This is a genomic window from Georgenia thermotolerans (assembly GCF_009193185.1).
Lineage (GTDB): Bacteria > Actinomycetota > Actinomycetes > Actinomycetales > Actinomycetaceae > Georgenia > Georgenia thermotolerans.
This window is the reverse complement of sequence record NZ_VUKF01000067.1, coordinates 1-16,932: the sequence shown is the minus strand read 5'-3', so window position 1 is coordinate 16,932 and position 16,932 is coordinate 1. Positions and strand designations below refer to the sequence as shown.

At 72.8% G+C, this 16,932-nt stretch carries 7 protein-coding genes, 4 tRNA genes and 2 pseudogenes; 8 read left to right on the top strand and 5 right to left on the bottom strand.

The features are described from left to right. Positions 1-137: 137 nt before the first annotated feature. Positions 138-743: pseudogene (locus GD970_RS20180) on the top strand (SDR family oxidoreductase); the annotation flags it as partial. A gap of 59 nt (positions 744-802) precedes the next feature. Here GD970_RS20180 and GD970_RS20175 read toward each other — a convergent pair. Beyond that, positions 803-1,321: a flavodoxin domain-containing protein gene (locus tag GD970_RS20175; RefSeq protein ID WP_152204691.1), complete on the bottom strand. Its 519-nt coding sequence runs from the start codon at positions 1,319-1,321 to the stop codon at positions 803-805. Positions 1,322-1,654: 333 nt separating this feature from the next. Between GD970_RS20175 and GD970_RS22765 the strand changes: the two are divergent. Continuing rightward, positions 1,655-4,023 (top strand): annotated as a pseudogene (locus GD970_RS22765) (glycoside hydrolase family 65 protein); the annotation flags it as partial. 186 nt (positions 4,024-4,209) lie between these two features. Here GD970_RS22765 and uvrA read toward each other — a convergent pair. From uvrA to GD970_RS20155, 3 genes are all read right to left on the bottom strand, one after another. Beyond that, entirely contained in the window at positions 4,210-6,678 is a 2,469-nt protein-coding gene (uvrA, locus tag GD970_RS20165) for an excinuclease ABC subunit UvrA (RefSeq protein WP_152204690.1), read from the bottom strand. Positions 6,679-6,836: 158 nt separating this feature from the next. Continuing rightward, positions 6,837-6,911 (bottom strand) — tRNA-Val (locus tag GD970_RS20160). 155 nt (positions 6,912-7,066) lie between these two features. Beyond that, a complete protein-coding gene (locus tag GD970_RS20155) occupies positions 7,067-7,912 on the bottom strand; it encodes an aminotransferase class IV (protein ID WP_152204689.1) in 846 nt (281 codons plus the stop codon). A gap of 119 nt (positions 7,913-8,031) precedes the next feature. On the opposite strand from GD970_RS20155, the gene GD970_RS20150 reads away from it, so the two are divergent. The 6 genes from GD970_RS20150 to treZ all read left to right on the top strand — a co-directional run bounded on the left by GD970_RS20150 (position 8,032) and on the right by treZ (position 15,131). Continuing rightward, positions 8,032-8,104 (top strand) — tRNA-Gly (locus GD970_RS20150). A gap of 36 nt (positions 8,105-8,140) precedes the next feature. Beyond that, a tRNA-Cys gene (locus GD970_RS20145) sits at positions 8,141-8,211 on the top strand. A 15-nt stretch (positions 8,212-8,226) separates the two neighbouring features. Continuing rightward, positions 8,227-8,301: transfer RNA gene (locus GD970_RS20140), tRNA-Val, on the top strand. A 360-nt stretch (positions 8,302-8,661) separates the two neighbouring features. After that, the gene (gene glgX, locus GD970_RS20135) at positions 8,662-10,779 is read left to right on the top strand and encodes a glycogen debranching protein GlgX (RefSeq protein WP_152204688.1); all 2,118 of its coding nucleotides are present in this window, start codon (positions 8,662-8,664) and stop codon (positions 10,777-10,779) included. A 96-nt stretch (positions 10,780-10,875) separates the two neighbouring features. Then, positions 10,876-13,380, top strand: coding sequence for a malto-oligosyltrehalose synthase (treY, locus tag GD970_RS20130; protein ID WP_152204687.1), 2,505 nt, complete (start codon positions 10,876-10,878; stop codon positions 13,378-13,380). After that, positions 13,377-15,131, top strand: a complete 1,755-nt coding sequence (gene treZ, locus GD970_RS20125; RefSeq protein WP_152204686.1) for a malto-oligosyltrehalose trehalohydrolase — start codon at positions 13,377-13,379, stop codon at positions 15,129-15,131. The genes treY and treZ overlap by 4 nt, the downstream gene beginning before the upstream one ends. Before the next feature lie 48 nt (positions 15,132-15,179). Here the strand turns inward: treZ and GD970_RS20120 are convergent. Next, the coding region (locus GD970_RS20120; RefSeq protein WP_226925502.1) for an SbcC/MukB-like Walker B domain-containing protein at positions 15,180-16,932 on the bottom strand (1,753 nt) is incomplete at its 5' end.

Sequence of the window (16,932 nt, the reverse complement as noted above, 5' to 3'; positions counted from 1 at the left end):
GACGCCGAGATCCAGCACGCCCAAGACCTGCTGAACACCCGCCCCCGCGAGACCTTGAACTGGGCAACCCCGCTTGAGAAACTCACCGCGTTCATCCAGGCCGATGCACTGACCGCCTGAACCCGCCCGACGTCTCCTTCGTCCACCATGACGTCTCGGACGAGGCCCAGTGGGAGCAGGTGTACGCCAGCGCGGTGAGTCGCCACGGGCGCGTCGATGTCGTGGTGAACAACGCGGGACTGGGCTTCGGCGGGCCACCCGAGGAGCAGACGCTGGACGAGTGGCGCCGGCTCATGGCGGTGAACCTCGACGGGGTCTTCCTGGGGACGAAGCATGCGATCCGGACCATGAAGGAGCATCCGCCCCGCACGGGCGGATCGATCGTCAACCTGTCCTCGATCGAAGGTCTTGTCGGCGACCCCAACCTCGGCGCGCACAACGCCTCGAAAGGAGGCGTGCGGCTCTACACGAAGTCGGTGGCGCTGTACTGCGCCAGGGAACGCCTCAACATCCGGGTCAACAGCATCCATCCCGGCTACATCTGGACCCCGATGGTGGAGAACTACCTGGCGTCGGTCGGAGATGTGACCGAGGGACGCAAGGCCCTGGACGCGATGCATCCCGTCGGCCACGTGGGTGAGCCGATCGACATCGCCTACGGCGTGCTCTATCTCGCTTCGGACGAGTCGAAGTTCGTCACGGGCGCCGAGCTCGTCATCGACGGTGGTTACACCGCCCAGTAGCAGTCAGGGGCGCCGCGCTGTCCGCACGCTTGCCCATGGGCCGAATCGCCCGCCCCCGGTCAGCGGTCCTTCAGCTCGGCGTCGATCTGCCGCGCCCACGCGGCGACGTGCTCGAGGTTGCGCCAGTCGCCGCGCGGCATCGACCGTTCCAGCACGTCGTCGACGGCGTCCTCGCCGACGCGCCCGGGGAACGTCACGTGCCCGCGAAGGTCGGCGCCCGCAGCGTCGCGCGCGACGTCGGCGGGCACGGCGGGCGCCGCACTCGCCCGCTTCGCCACCTCGGCGGGGTCACCCAGGGGATCCTCGCCCGTGGGACCCGAGGAGAAGACCCACACCGGCCGATCGGGGAACTGACGGGCGAGCCGGCGCAGGAAGCTGCGTCCCTCGGCCATCGAGCGGCCGTGGTACACCGCGCAGCCGACCACGACCGCCTCGTACGCGCCGAGGTCGATGACATCGGCGACCGGGGTGACGTCCACGTCACGGCCCTTCTCCCGAAGCACGGCCGCGATCGTCTGGGCGATCTCCCGCGTCGAGCCGTGCCGGCTGGCGAAGGCCACGAGCACCTTCCCGGACATCGGGCCCTCCGTTCCATCGGCTCTCCGATAGCAGCACGCCCGACCGTTGGCGGCAAGTGCCTGCACACGTGGACGACCGCTCGACCGACATGGCTGTCCAGGCACCCCGTTGGCGGCATAGTGGTGAGAGCGGCTGCGTCCGAGGGGGTCGACGATGACCGTTCACCTCGATCCGGGGCGGCACCGGCACCGAGCCGTGGTCGACGTCGATCGCGTCATCACGAGGCGTGCGTGCCACGGGGGCCGAGGGCGCGCGGGAGCGCCCCGCAGAGCTGTGCGAGCTGCTCGCCTGGGTGGCCGACCCGGCGAGGAGAAGGGGGCGCAGTCATGACCGAGCCGTGGGTGGTGCGCTACGACGGCTACGAGCCCGAGGACGAGGGCCGCCGGGAGTCGCTCTGCACGGTGGGCAACGGGTACTTCGCCACCCGGGGGGCGGCAGCGGAGTCCTCCCCCGACGGCGTCCGCTACCCCGGGACCTATGCCGCCGGGGTCTACAACCGGTTGCAGGACCGGATCGAGGGTCGAACCGTCGAGAACGAGAGCCTGGTGAACCTGCCGAACTGGCTTGCGACACGCTTCCGGATCGACGGCGGCCCCTGGTTCGACATCGACCGGACCGAGATCCTCGAGTACCACCAGGAGCTGGACCTCCGCCGTGCTGTGCTCACCCGGCGGTTCCGGGCGCGCGACGACGCCGGGCGCACCACGCCGTCGCCGAACGCCGCCTGGTGAGCATGGACTTCGAGCACGCGTGCGCCCTCGAGGTGACCTACGTGCCCGAGGACTGGTCGGGCCGCCTCGAGATCGAGTCCGTCCTTGACGGCACGGTGGAGAACACCCTGGTCGAGCGCTACCGCGAGCTTGCCGGCGACCATCTCGACCTGCTCCGGACCGCTGCCCTCGCCCCCGACTCCGTGCTGCTGGAGATGGTCACGAACCAGTCGGCGATCAGGGTGGCGATGGCCGCCCGCACCACCCTCTGGCACGACGGCGAGCCCGCCGCGGCCGAGCGCCGGCTGGTGGACGCGCACGCGGTCGTCGGCCACCGCCTCACCCTCGAGGTCCACCGGTCCGAGACGGTGACGCTGGAGAAGGTCGTCACCCTGTTCACCGGCAGGGACCGCGCCATTGCCGAGCCCGCCTCCGAGGCGGCCCGCTGGCTGCCCCGGCTGGGCCGGGTGGACGACCTGGTGGAGCGGCACGTCCGGGCCTGGGGACACCTCTGGGAACGCTTCCACGTCGACATGGAGCGAGAGAGCCACATGCTGCGCATCCTGCGCCTGGATCTGCTGCACCTGCTCCAATCGGTCTCCCCGAACTCCGTCGACCTCGACGTCGGGGTCCCGGCCCGGGGTCTTCACGGCGAGGCCTACCGCGGCCACATCCTCTGGGACGAGCTGTTCATCTTCCCGGTCCTGAACCTGCGGCTCCCCCTGCTGACCCGTTCGCTCATCAGGTACCGCTACCGCCGGCTCCCCGAGGCCCGCGCGGCTGCCCGCGAGGCGGGATACGCCGGTGCGATGTTCCCCTGGCAGTCGGGCAGCAACGGCGAGGAGGAGAGCCAACGCCTGCACCTCAACCCCGCCTCCCGGCGATGGATTCCTGACCCCACCCGGCGGCAGCGGCACGTGGGGATCGCCATCGCCTACAACGTGTGGCACTACTACCAGGTCACCGCAGACCAGGAGTTCCTCGTCAACTACGGGGCCGAGATGCTTCTCGAGATCGCCCGCTTCTGGGCCAGCATCGCCTGCTACGACCACACCCGCGGCCGGTACGTCATCCGCGGGGTCATGGGACCCGACGAGTTCCATTCCGGGTACCCCGGTCGCGACCAGGAGGGGATCGACAACAACGCCTACACCAACGTCATGGCCTCGTGGGTGCTCCAGCGGGCGATGGAGGCCCTCGACCTGATTCCCGCACAAAAACGCCACGAGCTGCTGGGAAAGATGAACCTGCACCCCAAGGAGCTGGGGCGGTGGGCGAACATCGCGCACAAGCTGTTCGTCCCGTTCCACGACGGTGTCATCAGCCAGTTCGAGGGCTACGAGGACCTCGAGGAGCTCGACTGGGACAGGTACCGCGCGACGTACGGAGACATCCGTCGCCTGGACCGCATCCTCGAAGCGGAGAACGACACGGTGAACCGCTACAAGGCGTCCAAACAGGCCGACGCCCTGATGCTGTTCTACCTGCTGTCCGCGGACGAGCTGCGTGAGCTCTTCGCGCAGCTCGGCTACGAGCTCGACCGTGAGCTGATTCCCCGGACGATCCACTACTACCTGGACCGGACCTCTCACGGCTCCACCCTGTCTGCGGTCGTCCACGCCTGGGTGCTCGCCAGGTCCGAGCGCGAGCGAGCCCTGCACTTCCTGACCGAGGCTCTCGAGGCGGACGTGGCCGACATCCAGGGCGGCACCACGCCGGAGGCCATCCACCTGGCCGCGATGGCCGGCAGCGTCGACCTCTTCCAGCGCTGCTTCTCGGGACTCGAGACCCGGCAGGACCAGCTCCTGCTCAACCCGTACTGGCCAGAGTCGCTCGGGGTGATGGAGTTCTCCATCCGTTACCGGGAGCACCCCCTGACGTTGCGCATCCACGGTGACAGCGCGGAGGTCCTGGCAAGTCCTGGCATGCAACGACCGATCGAGGTCGCTTGCCGAGGAGAGGTCGTCGAGCTCGAGCCGGGAGCAAGGGTCAGCTTCCCCTTGCTCGTCCCACGGGCGGACCAGCAGGCAGTGTCCGGTGATCCACGGCCGGCACGTCCGACGGTTCCTGGCCCCCCCGGCCGCCTTGCGCCTCCCTGACAGACCCGCGGGGCCTCCCCCGCACGGGGTCATCTCGGGTCCGGCGCCCCAGCCGGCCGCTCCCGCCTCCCCCGTCGGTCAGGAGCGCGTGAGCCGCCGCGCGAGGTAGGGCGCGGTGGCGCTGGCCGGGGCCTGGGCGACCTCGGCCGGGGTGCCGGTGGCGACCACGCGCCCGCCCGCGTCGCCGCCGCCGGGGCCCAGGTCGATGACCCAGTCGGCGGAGGCGATCGTGTCGAGGTCGTGCTCGACCAGGACGACGGTGTTGCCGGCGTCGACGAGCCGGTGCAGCTGGCGCAGCAACAGCGTGATGTCGGCGGGGTGCAGCCCCGCCGTGGGCTCGTCGAGCAGGTAGAGCGCGTGACCGCGGCGCGCTCGCTGCAGCTCGGTGGCGAGCTTGATCCGCTGGGCCTCACCTCCGCTGAGCTCGGTCGCCGGCTGGCCCAGTCGCAGGTACCCGAGTCCGACGTCCCGGAGAGTCTCGAGGCTGCGCGCGGCGGCCGGGACGTCGGCGAGGAAGGCCGCGGCGTCGTCGACCGGCATCGCCAGCACATCGGCGATGGTCTTGCCCCGGTAGGTCACCTCGAGCGTCTCGGCGTTGTAGCGCGCGCCGTGGCAGGTCGGGCACGGCGCATAGGTGCCCGGCAGGAACAGCAGCTCGACGGCGACGAACCCTTCCCCCTGGCAGGTCTCGCACCGGCCCTCCGGGACGTTGAAGGAGAACCGGCTGGCGCCGTAGCCACGCGCCCGCGCCTCCTCCGTCGCCGCATACACCCGGCGCACCGCGTCGAACATGCCGGTGTACGTCGCCAGGTTGGACCGCGGGGTGCGGCCGATCGGCCGTTGGTCGACCAGGACGAGCCGGTCGAAGGCCTCGAGCCCGGACGCCTCCCGCAGGTCGACCTGGAGGTCCGCGTCGTCCTGGTCCTCGGGGGTGTGGCCGAGGTGGCGGCCCACGGCCTCGGCGAGCACCTGGGTGACCAGGGTCGACTTGCCCGAGCCGGAGACCCCCGTCACCGCCGTGAGCACGCGGAGCGGGATGTCGACGGACACGTCCCGCAGGTTGTGGCGGGAGACGCCGCGCAGGTGCAGCCAGCCTTGCGCGGTTCGGGTGCGGTGCTCGAGCGGCTCGGCGCGCCCGAAGAGGTACCGGCTGGTGGCCGACTCCTCCACGTCCTCGAGACCGGCGACCGGGCCGCTGTAGAGCACCCGCCCGCCCAGCGCCCCCGCACCCGGTCCGATGTCGACCACCCAGTCGGCCCGGCGCACGACGTCCAGGTCGTGCTCGACGACGAAGAGGGAGTTGCCCGACGCCTTGAGCCGGTCGAGGACGTCCAGCAGCGGCGCCGCGTCGGCCGGGTGCAGGCCGGCGGAGGGCTCGTCGAGCACGTAGACGACCCCGAAGAGGCCCGAGCGCAGCTGGGTGGCGATCCGCAGGCGCTGGGCCTCGCCAGGCGAGAGGGTCGTCGAGGGCCGCCCGAGGCTGAGGTAGCCCAGGCCGAGGTCGAGCAGGACGTCGATGCGGCCGACCAGGTCGGCGCTGATCCGCACCGCGACCTCGGTCGCCTCCCCGGACCCGGCGCTGGGCGTGGCCGCGCCCGCGTCGGGCAGGTCCGCCACGGGTCGCAGCAGCGCCGCCACGTCGGTCAGCGGCATGGCGTTGACCTCGGCGATCGAGCGGCCGGCGAAGGTCACCTCGAGGGCCTCCGGGCGGATCCGGCTGCCGTGGCACTCGGGGCAGGGCATGCTGCGGACGAACCGCATCGCCCGCTCGCGCATCCGCTGGCTCTTCGAGTCGGCGAGCACGTGCCTGATGTGCTTGCGGGCGCTCCAGAACTTCCCGTAGTAGCCGTGGTCGATGCGGCCGGGCTCCGGCGCGATGAGCACGGAGGGCTGCTCGTCGGTGTAGAGCAGCCAGTCCCGGTCCTTCTTGCTGAGCTCGCGCCAGGGCTTGTCGACGTCGATCCCCAGGCCGGTCACGATGCTGCGCAGGTTGGCGCCCTGCCAGGCGCCGGGCCAGGCCGCGATCGCGCCGTCGCGGATGCTCAGCGAGGGATCCGGCACCAGCAGGTCCTCGGCGACGTCGTGCACCACCCCCAGCCCCTGGCAGCGCGGGCAGGCGCCGGCCACGGTGTTGGGCGAGAACGCCTCGGCTTCGAGCCGCCCGGCTCCCGGTGGATAGCTGCCGGCGCGGGAGTAGAGCATCCGCAGCAGGTTGGACAGCGTGGTGAGGGTGCCCACCGTCGACCTCGAGCTCGGGGCACCGCGACGCTGCTGCAGGGCGACGGCCGGCGGGAGCCCGGTGATCTCCTGCACGTGCGGTGCGCCCACCTGCTGCAGCAGCCGCCGGGCGTAGGGCGCGACCGACTCGAAGTACCGGCGCTGCGCCTCGGCGTAGAGCGTGCCGAACGCCAGCGAGGACTTCCCCGAACCGGAGACACCGGTGAAGGCGACCATCGCGTCCCGGGGGATGTCGACGTCGACGTGGCGCAGGTTGTGCTCGCCGGCGCCTCGAACACGGACGAAGCCGTCGGTTGAATCGTCAGGCATCTCAGCAGGCTAACCACTGGTCCGTGGGCACGAGACCCGTGCCCCCTGTGGGCCCACCAGGGCCCACAGGGGACGTTCGGGTCCTCTCGTGTGCACCTGGGGCGGACACGGAAAGGGCCCCTGACCTGCGCATTCGCTGGTCAGGGGCCCTCTCGTGATGGTGGGCGATACTGGGTTCGAACCAGTGACCTCCTCGGTGTGAACGAGGCGCTCTACCACTGAGCCAATCGCCCGTCGGTCAGCCGCGGGGGCTGTCCGTTGCGAGATGTGATCGTAGCGAACGTTTCGCCGGATCGTGAAACCGGCGCCGTGAGAGGAAGGCCACACCGCCCCTCGGAGGCCGCCCGCAGGCCCGGGACATGGGCCGGCCGACGAGCTCGCCCAGCGCTCACGGGTCGACGTCGACCACGTGCTGGCGGGTATAGATCTCGGCGACCTGCTCCGTGAGCGGGCCGGGCTCGAGCTCGCGCCCGTTGACCGCGACGACCGGGACCATCCCGCGCGTGGAGGACGTCAGGGCCACGTGGCGCGCCTCGTCCATGACGGCGATGTCGAGGGTCTCCTCGCGCACCTCGATGCCCGCCCCGAGCGCCCACTCCATGACGATCGCCCGCGTGACCCCGGCGAGGCAGCCCGACTCGAGCGGCGGGGTGAGCAGCACGCCGTCGGCCTCGACGAAGACGTTGGTGCCGGTCCCCTCGCACAGCTCCCCGCGGGTGTTCGCGAAGACCGCCTCGTCGGCGCCGTGCGCCTTCGCCCACGCCAGCGCCCGGACGTTCTCGGCGTAGGACGTCGTCTTCAGCCCGGCGATGGCCGAGCGCTCGTTGCGCACCCACGGCACGACGGCGACCCGGGCGGCCCGCGGCGCGCCCACCGCGCCGGCCGCGACCACGAGCGTGCCGGGCCCCCAGGCGGCGTCGCTGCCCAGCGGCCCCTCCCCCGCCGTCCACAGGATCCGGATGCGCGCCAGGTCGGTGCCCCACGCCGCGGTGACCTCCTCGACGGCGCGGGCGACCTCCTCCCGATCGGGCTTGGGCAGGCCGAGGCCCTCGGCGGAGCGCTCGAGCCGGTCGAGGTGGCGGGTGAGCGCGAAGGGCTTGCCGTTGAGGAGCTCGCACGCCTCGAACACCCCGTCGCCGACGGTCAGCCCGTGGTCGGTGGCGCGCAGGAGCGGCTCGTCGGGGTCGCGCAGGGCGCCGTCGAACCAGAGGACGACGCGGTTTTCGGAGGCCATGAGCGCACTGTGTCACGGCTCACGCCCCCGGACCACCCGTTGGATTTGGACTTTCGCCGCGGTCCTGGTTTAAAGTTCTGGAGCACCGCCGGAGAGCGAAAGCCCCCCGGAGGAAGCATGCGGATGTGGCTCAGTTGGTAGAGCATCACCTTGCCAAGGTGAGGGTCGCGGGTTCGAGTCCCGTCATCCGCTCGGAGGCACCACCCCCCGGTGGGCAACAAGCCTCAGGGTGGCGTGGCCGAGAGGCGAGGCAGCGGCCTGCAAAGCCGTACACACGGGTTCGAATCCCGTCGCCACCTCGGATGCTGACACTTGGGCGATTGGCGCAGCGGTAGCGCGCTTCCCTGACACGGAAGAGGTCACTGGTTCGATCCCAGTATCGCCCACCACGGAAGGCCCGGAACCGAGAGGTTCCGGGCCTTCGTCATTCCGGAGTGGGGCGTACTCCCCCGCACTGCACCGCCCCAACCCCACCGGCGCGCGCGGATGACATCCCTCACAGGACGTCGCCCGCCGCCGGGCCGGCGGTGCTGCGAGCGGCCGCTCTCGCCGCGCGCTGCCCGTCGCACCCGGCGCGGGTGGCAGGTCGGCCGCCCGAGACGCGAAGGACCGCCGCCGCGCGAGCGGCCGCAGCTCGTCGCCCGAGGTCCACCTGGCCGGCGGCGACCGGACGGCGCCCGCGGTGGTGACCCACGCCACTTCTCGCCGCTCACCGGGCCGTCCCGGCGAGGCCGTGCGAATCTGTGCCAATGCAGATCTGGCCAGGACGCCCCTACCCCCTCGGCGCCACCTACGACGGCTCAGGCACCAACTTCGCCCTCTACTCGCACGTCGCCGAGCGCGTCGAGCTGTGCCTGCTCGACGACGAGAAGCACGAGGAACGCATCGAGCTCACCGAGGTCGACGCGCACGTCTGGCACGCCTACCTCCCCGGCGTGCAGCCCGGCCAGCGCTACGGCTACCGCGTGCACGGGCCCTACGACCCCGCCTCCGGCAACCGGTGCGACCCCTCCAAGCTCCTCCTCGATCCCTACGCCAAGGCGATCGACGGCCAGATCGACGGCCACCCGTCGCTGTTCTCCTACAGCTTCGACGACCCGGAGGAGCGCAACACCGAGGACTCCCTCGGGCACACGATGGTCTCCGTCGTGGTCAACCCCTACTTCGACTGGGGCTACGACCGCCCGCCGGACCTGGAGTACCACGAGTCGGTCATCTACGAGGCGCACGTCAAGGGCCTCACCCAGCTGCACCCGGCCATCCCCGAGGAGCTGCGCGGCACGTACGCCGGGCTGGCGCACCCGGCGATCATCGAGCACCTCACCGAGCTGGGCATCACCGCGATCGAGCTCATGCCCGTGCACCAGTTCGTCAACGACCCGCACCTGCAGGCCAAGGGGCTGACGAACTACTGGGGCTACAACACCATCGGATTCTTCGCCCCGCACAACGGCTACGCCGCCTACGGCACCCGCGGCGAGCAGGTGCAGGAGTTCAAGACGATGGTCAAGGCCATGCACGAGGCGGGCATCGAGGTGATCCTCGACGTCGTCTACAACCACACCGCCGAGGGCAACCACCTCGGGCCCACGCTGTCCTTCCGGGGCATCGACAACGCCTCGTACTACCGCCTGGTGGACGGCGACGAGGCGCACTACTTCGACACCACCGGCACCGGCAACTCCCTGCTCATGCGCTCGCCGCACACGCTGCAGATGATCATGGACTCGCTGCGGTACTGGGTCGAGGAGATGCACGTCGACGGGTTCCGATTCGACCTGGCCTCCACCCTCGCCCGGGAGCTGCACGAGGTGGACCGCCTCTCGGCCTTCTTCGACATCGTCCAGCAGGACCCGGTCATCTCCCAGGTCAAGCTCATCGCCGAGCCGTGGGACATCGGGGAGGGCGGGTACCAGGTGGGCGGCTTCCCGCCGCTGTGGTCGGAGTGGAACGGCAAGTACCGCGACACCGTGCGGGACTTCTGGCGCGGGGAGCCGTCGACGCTCGGCGAGTTCGCCAGCCGGCTCACCGGCTCCTCGGACCTGTACGAGCACGGCGGGCGCCGGCCCGTCGCCTCCGTCAACTTCATCACCGCCCACGACGGGTTCACGCTGCGCGACCTGGTCTCCTACAACGAGAAGCACAACGAGGCGAACGGCGAGGGCAACGCCGACGGCGAGTCCTACAACCGCTCGTGGAACTGCGGCGCCGAGGGGCCCACCGACGACCCCGACATCAACCGGCTCCGCGCCCGCGCGCAGCGCAACTACCTCACCACCCTGCTCATCAGCCAGGGCGTGCCGATGATCGCCCACGGGGACGAGATGGGCCGCACCCAGCAGGGCAACAACAACGTCTACTGCCAGGACAACGAGCTGAGCTGGGTGGACTGGGACCTGGACGACGAGCGCCAGGAGCTGCTGGAGTTCGCCCGCAAGGTGGTCCAGATGCGCAAGGACCACCCGGTGCTGCGCCGTCGCCGCTTCTTCGCCGGCGCCCCCGAGCACGGCGGGGAGTCCGAGCTCGGCGACATCGAGTGGTTCCGCCCGAGCGGGGAGCACATGAGCGACGAGGACTGGGGCGCCTCGTTCGCGCGGTCGGTCATGGTCTTCCTCAACGGCAACGCGATCAACGAGCCGGACGCCCGGGGCGAGCGGGTCGTCGACGACTCCATCCTCGTCATGCTCAACGCCGACCCGGAGGCGATCCGGTTCACGCTGCCCGGGCCGGAGTTCGCGGACCGCTGGCACGTCTTCCTCGACACCAGCTCGCGCCGGTCCACCGGGGTGTTCCGTGCCGAGGCGTCCCTGACCGTCCAGGGCCGCAGCGTCGTCGTCCTCATGGCCCCCCAGGAGGAGGAGCAGTGAGCGGCCCGACGGCGCCCCGGGAGGCGCAGTGACGACCACCATCGCCACCGCAGGAGGCCCAGTGACAGGCCCCATCGCCACACCGCAGGAGGCCCAGTGACCGAGACCCACCGTCCCCACCTGCCGGCGCCGGGACGGCGGCTGCCGGTGAGCACCTACCGGCTCCAGCTCGGCCCGGACCTGTCCTTCGCGCAGGCCGAGGAGCTCCTGCCGTACCTCGACGCCCTCGGGGTCACCGACCTCTACCTCTCGCCCGTCCTCCAGGCCGCGCCCGGCTCGACCCACGGCTACGACGTCGTCGACCACTCCCGCATCAGCGACGTCATGGGCGGGCGGGAGGGCCTGGAGTCCCTGGCCGCCGCCGCCCACGCGCGCGGCATCGGCGTCGTCGTCGACGTCGTCCCGAACCACATGGCCGTGCCCACCCCCGCCTGGCACAACCGGGCGCTGTGGTCGGTGCTCGGCCACGGTCCGGACTCGCCCTACGCCCGCTGGTTCGACATCGACCTGGAGGACTCCGGGGACGGGGTGCTCATGCCGGTCCTGGGCAGCCGGATCGGCGACGTGCTCGCCTCGGGCGAGCTCACCCTCGACCGGATGGTCGTGCCCACCGAGCCCGACGCCGGCGAGCAGCCGGTGCTGCGCTACTACGACCACGTCTTCCCGGTGCGCCCGGAGACCGAGCAGCTGCCCCTGGCCGACCTGGTCGAGGCCCAGCACTACCGCCTGGCCTACTGGCGGGTGGCGGACGAGGAGCTCAACTACCGGCGCTTCTTCGACGTCGGCACCCTCGCCGCCGTCCGCGTCGAGGACCCGGCGGTCTTCGACGCCACCCACGCCCTGCTGCTCGAGCTGCACGCCGCCGGCGTCATCGACGGCTTCCGCATCGACCACCCCGACGGCCTCGCCGACCCGCGCGGCTACCTGCGCCGGCTGCACGAGGCCACCGGCGGGGCGTGGATCGTGGCGGAGAAGATCCTCGAGGGCGACGAGGAGCTGCCCTCGGACTGGCCGGTGGCGGGGACCACCGGCTACGACGCGGCCTGGCGGCTGGGCGCCCTGCAGGTCGACGCCGCCGGCTCCACCCCGCTGGCGGCGCTGCAGTACGAGCTCACCGGCGAGGCGGTCAACCTCGACACGGTCATCGACGACGCCAAGCGGCAGATCGTCACCACCTCCCTGTACGCCGAGGTGCACCGGATCACCACCCTGCTGGCGGACATCTGCCACGACGACGTCCGGCTGCGCGACCACACCTTCCGGGCGCTGCAGGACGTCGTCGTCGAGCTGCTCGTCGCCTTCGACCGCTACCGCACCTACATCGTCCCGGGCGAGCCGGTGCCCCCGGCCAGCGAGCGCGCGCTGCGCGAGGCCGCCGAGACCGCCCGCACCCGCCTGGAGCCGGAGCGGCACGACACCCTCGACGTCGTCGTCGACCTCCTGCTCGGCACCGAGGTGGGCAGCGCCGGCCGCACCTTCGAGCCGCGCCGCGCCGAGCTGCTCGTCCGGTTCCCCCAGGTGTGCGGGGCGGTGATGGCCAAGGGGGTGGAGGACACCGCGTTCTACCGCTGGACCCACCTGGTCAGCCTGTGCGAGGTCGGCGGCGACCCGGCCCGCTTCGGCATCGACCCCGACGAGCTGCACGCCTGGGCCGCGCACACCGTCGCCACGTGGCCGGCCACGATGACCGCGGGCACCACCCACGACACCAAGCGCGGGGAGGACGTCCGCGCCCGCATCAACGTGCTCTCCGAGCTGGCCCCGGAGTGGGTCAGCCTGGTCCACGCGCTGCGCGAGGCCACCGCCGAGGTGCGCCCGCCGGACCTGCACGGGCGCACCGAGAACCTGCTCTGGCAGACTCTCGCCGGCACCTGGACCGCCGCCGGCCCCATCGCGGCGGACCGGCTGCAGGGCTACCTGCTCAAGGCGGCCCGGGAGCAGAAGTCGTGGACGACGTGGACGGCGCCGGACACCGCCCGCGAGGAGGAGATGCTCGCCTACGCCGCGGCGCTGCTCGAGCACCCCGCCGTCGTGGAGGCGTTCACGGCGTGGGTGGCGCGCACGGCGGAGCCGGTGCGCGCGGCGGTGCTGAGCACCAAGCTGCTCCAGCTCACCGTGCCCGGCGTCGCGGACGTCTACCAGGGCAGCGAGGTCACCCAGACCTCCCTGGTCGACCCGGACAACCGCCGCCCGGTCGACCACGCCGCCCTCGCCGCCCGCCTGGGGGCGCTGGACGCCGGCGCCCGGCCCGGCGGGCTGGACGACGAGAAGCTCCAGCTCACCGCCGCCGTGCTGCGCCTGCGCCGGCGCCACCCGGAGGCCTTCGTCGGCGCCGACGCCGGGTACGAGCCGCTGCCGACCACCACCGGCCACGCCGTCGCGCTGGCCCGCACCACGCCGGAGGGCCCGCACGTCGTCGCGGTGGCCACCCGCCTGGCGGGCGGCTCGGCCGCGGCCCGCGGCCTGCCGGACGCCACCGTCGTGCTGCCCGAGGGGCCCTGGCGCGACGTCCTCGACGACACGACCGTGCCCGGCGGCCCGTGCCGCCTGGGCGACCTGCTCGCCGCCCGCCCGGTGGCCCTGCTGGAGAGGATCCGATGAACGCCTTCGTCACCGTGTGGGCGCCGGCCGCGAGCCGGGTCGAGCTCGTCCTCGGGGACGCGCGCGAGCCGATGACGGCGGCCGAGCGCGGCTGGTGGCGCTCGGCCCGCGAGCTGGCGCCCGGGACGGACTACGCCTTCGCCGTCGACGGCGGCGAGCCGCGCCCGGACCCGCGCAGCCCGTGGCAGCCCGCCGGGGTGCACGGCCCCTCGCGCACGTTCGACGCCGCCGCCCACCCGTGGTCCGACGGCGCATGGGCGGGCCGGTCCAGCCTCGGGGCGGTCATCTACGAGCTGCACGTCGGCACCTTCACGCCCGAGGGCACCCTCGACGCCGCCGCCGAGAGGCTCGACCACCTCGTGGACCTGGGCGTGGACATGATCGAGCTCATGCCGGTCGCCGCGTTCCCCGGCCGCGCCGGCTGGGGCTACGACGGGGTGGCGCTGTACGCGGTGCACGAGGCCTACGGCGGGCCCGCCGCCCTGCAGCGCTTCGTCGACGCCGCCCACGCCCGCGGCGTGGCGGTGTGCCTCGACGTCGTCTACAACCACCTGGGCCCGGCGGGGAACTACCTCGCCGAGTTCGGCCCCTACTTCACCGAGCGGCACCACACCCCCTGGGGCGCGGCGGTCAATCTCGACGGCGACGACGCGGGCGAGGTGCGCGCGTTCATCATCGACAACGCGCTGCGCTGGCTGCGTGACTTCCACATCGACGCGCTGCGCCTGGACGCCGTGCACGCCCTGCTCGACGACGCCCCGCGGCACCTGCTCGCCGAGCTGTCCGACGCCGTCGCCGAGCTCGAGCGGGAGGTGGGCCGGCCGCTGTCGCTCATCGCCGAGTCCGACCTCAACGACGCCCGGATGGTCACCCCCACCGACGACGGCGGACTGGGCATGACGGCGCAGTGGGACGACGACGTCCACCACGCCCTGCACGCCCTCCTCACCGGGGAGCGCCACGGCTACTACGCCGACTTCGGCGCCCCCGAGACCCTCGTCAAGGCGCTGCGCGACGTCTTCGTCCACGACGGCACCTACTCGAGCTTCCGCGGCAAGGACTGGGGCGCGCCGGTGCCCCCGGAGACCGACCGGCGCCGCTTCGTCGTCTTCGCCCAGGACCACGACCAGGTGGGCAACCGGGCGCTGGGCGACCGGCCCAGCCGGGTGCTCTCCCCCGGCCAGCTGGCCGTCAGCGCCACCCTCGTGCTGCTCGGGCCGTACACCCCGATGCTGTTCATGGGCGAGGAGTGGGGCGCCACCACCCCGTTCCTGTACTTCACCGACCACGACCCCGAGCTCGGCGAGCTGGTCAAGCAGGGCCGCACCGAGGAGTTCGGCGGCCACGGCTGGGCCGACCTCTACGGCGGCCCGGTGGAGGTGCCCGACCCGCAGTCGCCCGAGACGTTCGCCCGCTCCCGGCTGGACTGGGAGGAGCCCGCGCGCCCCGAGCACGCCCGGCTGCTGGAGTTCTACCGCGCGCTGATACGGCTGCGGCACACCGAGCCCGACCTCGCCTCCGGCGAGCGCCCGGCGGTGGACCTCGCCGGGGACGGGACCTGGCTGGTCATGCACCGCGGGGCGCTCGACGTCGTCGTCGCCCTGGCCGACGGCGGCGCCATCGTGCCGCTGCCCACCGCCGACGCCGGCTCGCCCGAGATCGCGCTGGCGTGGGGCGAGACCGGCCTCGCGCACGACGGCACGTCGCTGAGCCTGCAGGGCCCCGGCGTGGCGGTGCTGCGCAACGCCTGACCGGGCGCGGGTCCCCGTCCGGACCAGCCTCGGTACCCGACCGGACCCTCAGGCCGTCAGGTGCCGCGCGCGGCCGTCCCAGTGGGTGTGGACGGCGACGGCGGGAGTGCCCTCGGCGCGCAGGATCTCGTACTCGTCGGCGCACGGCACCTGCGGGTAGGTCACCCACAGGTTGTGCGCCGTCATGCAGAAGTCCAGGTCCAGGCGCACGAGCAGGCCCATGAGCTCGCCGATGGTCGGGTCGTCCACCTTGGCGAAGGCGTCGTCGAGCAGCACCAGGCGCAGCGCCGTGTCGCCCAGCCCCGACAGGTACGCGTCCGCCGCGGCGAAGAGCGTCACGTAGGAGACGAACCGGGTCTCGCCCTGGGAGAGCTTGGCCCGCCCGCGCAGCTCGCGACGGTCGTGCGGGCCGGGCCCCAGGATGGTCACCCGCATGTGGTGCCAGTCGCGGTAGTCCAGGGCGTTCTTGAGGTGCTGGGCGTAGCCGGCGGTCTCGTCGAGCGCGAACTGCTCCTCGACCTGCTCGCGCAGCAGCCCGATGAGCTCCTCGGTGGGCTCGCCCGGGCGCACGGCGGCGGCCGACTGGACGAGCTCCTTGATGCGGTGCACCGCGCTGCCCTCGGGCGCGTCGAGCACCCACGCCAGGCGCACCCCGATGCCGTGAGAGGTGCTGATGCTGCGCAGGCTGTCGTTCATGGCGGCGACGAGCTGCTCGGACTGGGCCAGGCGTCGGCGCAGCTCCTCCCCCACGCCGCCGATGACGAAGTTGGTGAACACCTCGTGCTCGCGGCTGGTCAGGGCCTCGCGGGCGCGCTCGACGCGGGCGCGCAGGTCCGCGGCGGCCTCGGCCACGGGCCGCCGGCCGGTGGCGTCGACGAGGTCGACGAGGTGGACGTCGTCGGTGACGGTGTGGACGACGTCGAAGCCGCCCTGCAGCTCGGCCTCCAGCTTCTGCCGGGCGCGCATCAGGGCGTTGACGTCGGCGCTGCCGGCGCCCGCGACCGCGTCGCGCACCGCGGCGGCGGCCCGCTGGACGAGGTCGGGGGTGACCGGCCCGTCGGCTGGGGGAAGATCCAGGTGGTCGGCGCCGGTCGCGGCGGCCACGAGGCCGGGAAGCGCGACCTGGCGGCGCAGGCGCTCCAGGACCCCGGCGAGCTGCGCCCCGGCCGTGGCGGCGGCACCTTCGGCGGTCTCGGCGTCGCGGCGCGCCACGGCCTCCTGCTCACCGAGGGTCTGGGCGGTGCGCCGCGCCTCGGCGAGCTCGCGGGTCACCCGCCGCAGCTCCTCCTCGGCGGCGGCGAGGCGGCGGTGGACCTCGCCCGCCTCCTGGCCCAGGCTCTCGGTGAGCGCCTCGACCTCGGCGGCCTCGCGGTGCCACTGGGCCCAGGCCTCCTCGGCGCCGTGCTCGGCCTCGATGCGGCGGTCCCGGTGGCCGGCGAGCCGGGCGACCTCCTCCGCGTGGCGCTCCCGACGGCGCGCCAGGGTGGCCAGGGCGGCGGCACCGGCCCGGCACGCCTCCTGCGCGGCGTGGGCGGTGTCGCGCACCTCGCGCAGCCCCTCGGTGTCGTGGGGCAGCCCGTGCCGGTCGCACAGGCTGCGGTGGGTGGCCTCCTGGGTCTTCCACGCGGCACGCAGCTCCGCCGCCCGGTCGCCGAGCCGGGCCGCCTCGGTGCGGCTGCGCGCCGCCTGCCGGGCGGCCGCGACGGCGAGGGTGCGAGCCTGGGCGAGGGCGGCGCCCGTCGGGGCGGTGCGCACGTGGGCGGTGAGGGCGGCGCGGGCGGCGGCGAGCCGCTCGCGCGCA

Coding starts and splice junctions, on each gene's coding strand:
- GD970_RS20175 (WP_152204691.1), bottom strand. CDS start 1,321: ATGTCCGGGAAGGTGCTCGTGGCCTTCGCCAGCCGGCACGGCTCGACG.
- uvrA (WP_152204690.1), bottom strand. CDS start 6,678: ATGCCTGACGATTCAACCGACGGCTTCGTCCGTGTTCGAGGCGCCGGC.
- GD970_RS20155 (WP_152204689.1), bottom strand. CDS start 7,912: ATGGCCTCCGAAAACCGCGTCGTCCTCTGGTTCGACGGCGCCCTGCGC.
- glgX (WP_152204688.1), top strand. CDS start 8,662: ATGCAGATCTGGCCAGGACGCCCCTACCCCCTCGGCGCCACCTACGAC.
- treZ (WP_152204686.1), top strand. CDS start 13,377: ATGAACGCCTTCGTCACCGTGTGGGCGCCGGCCGCGAGCCGGGTCGAG.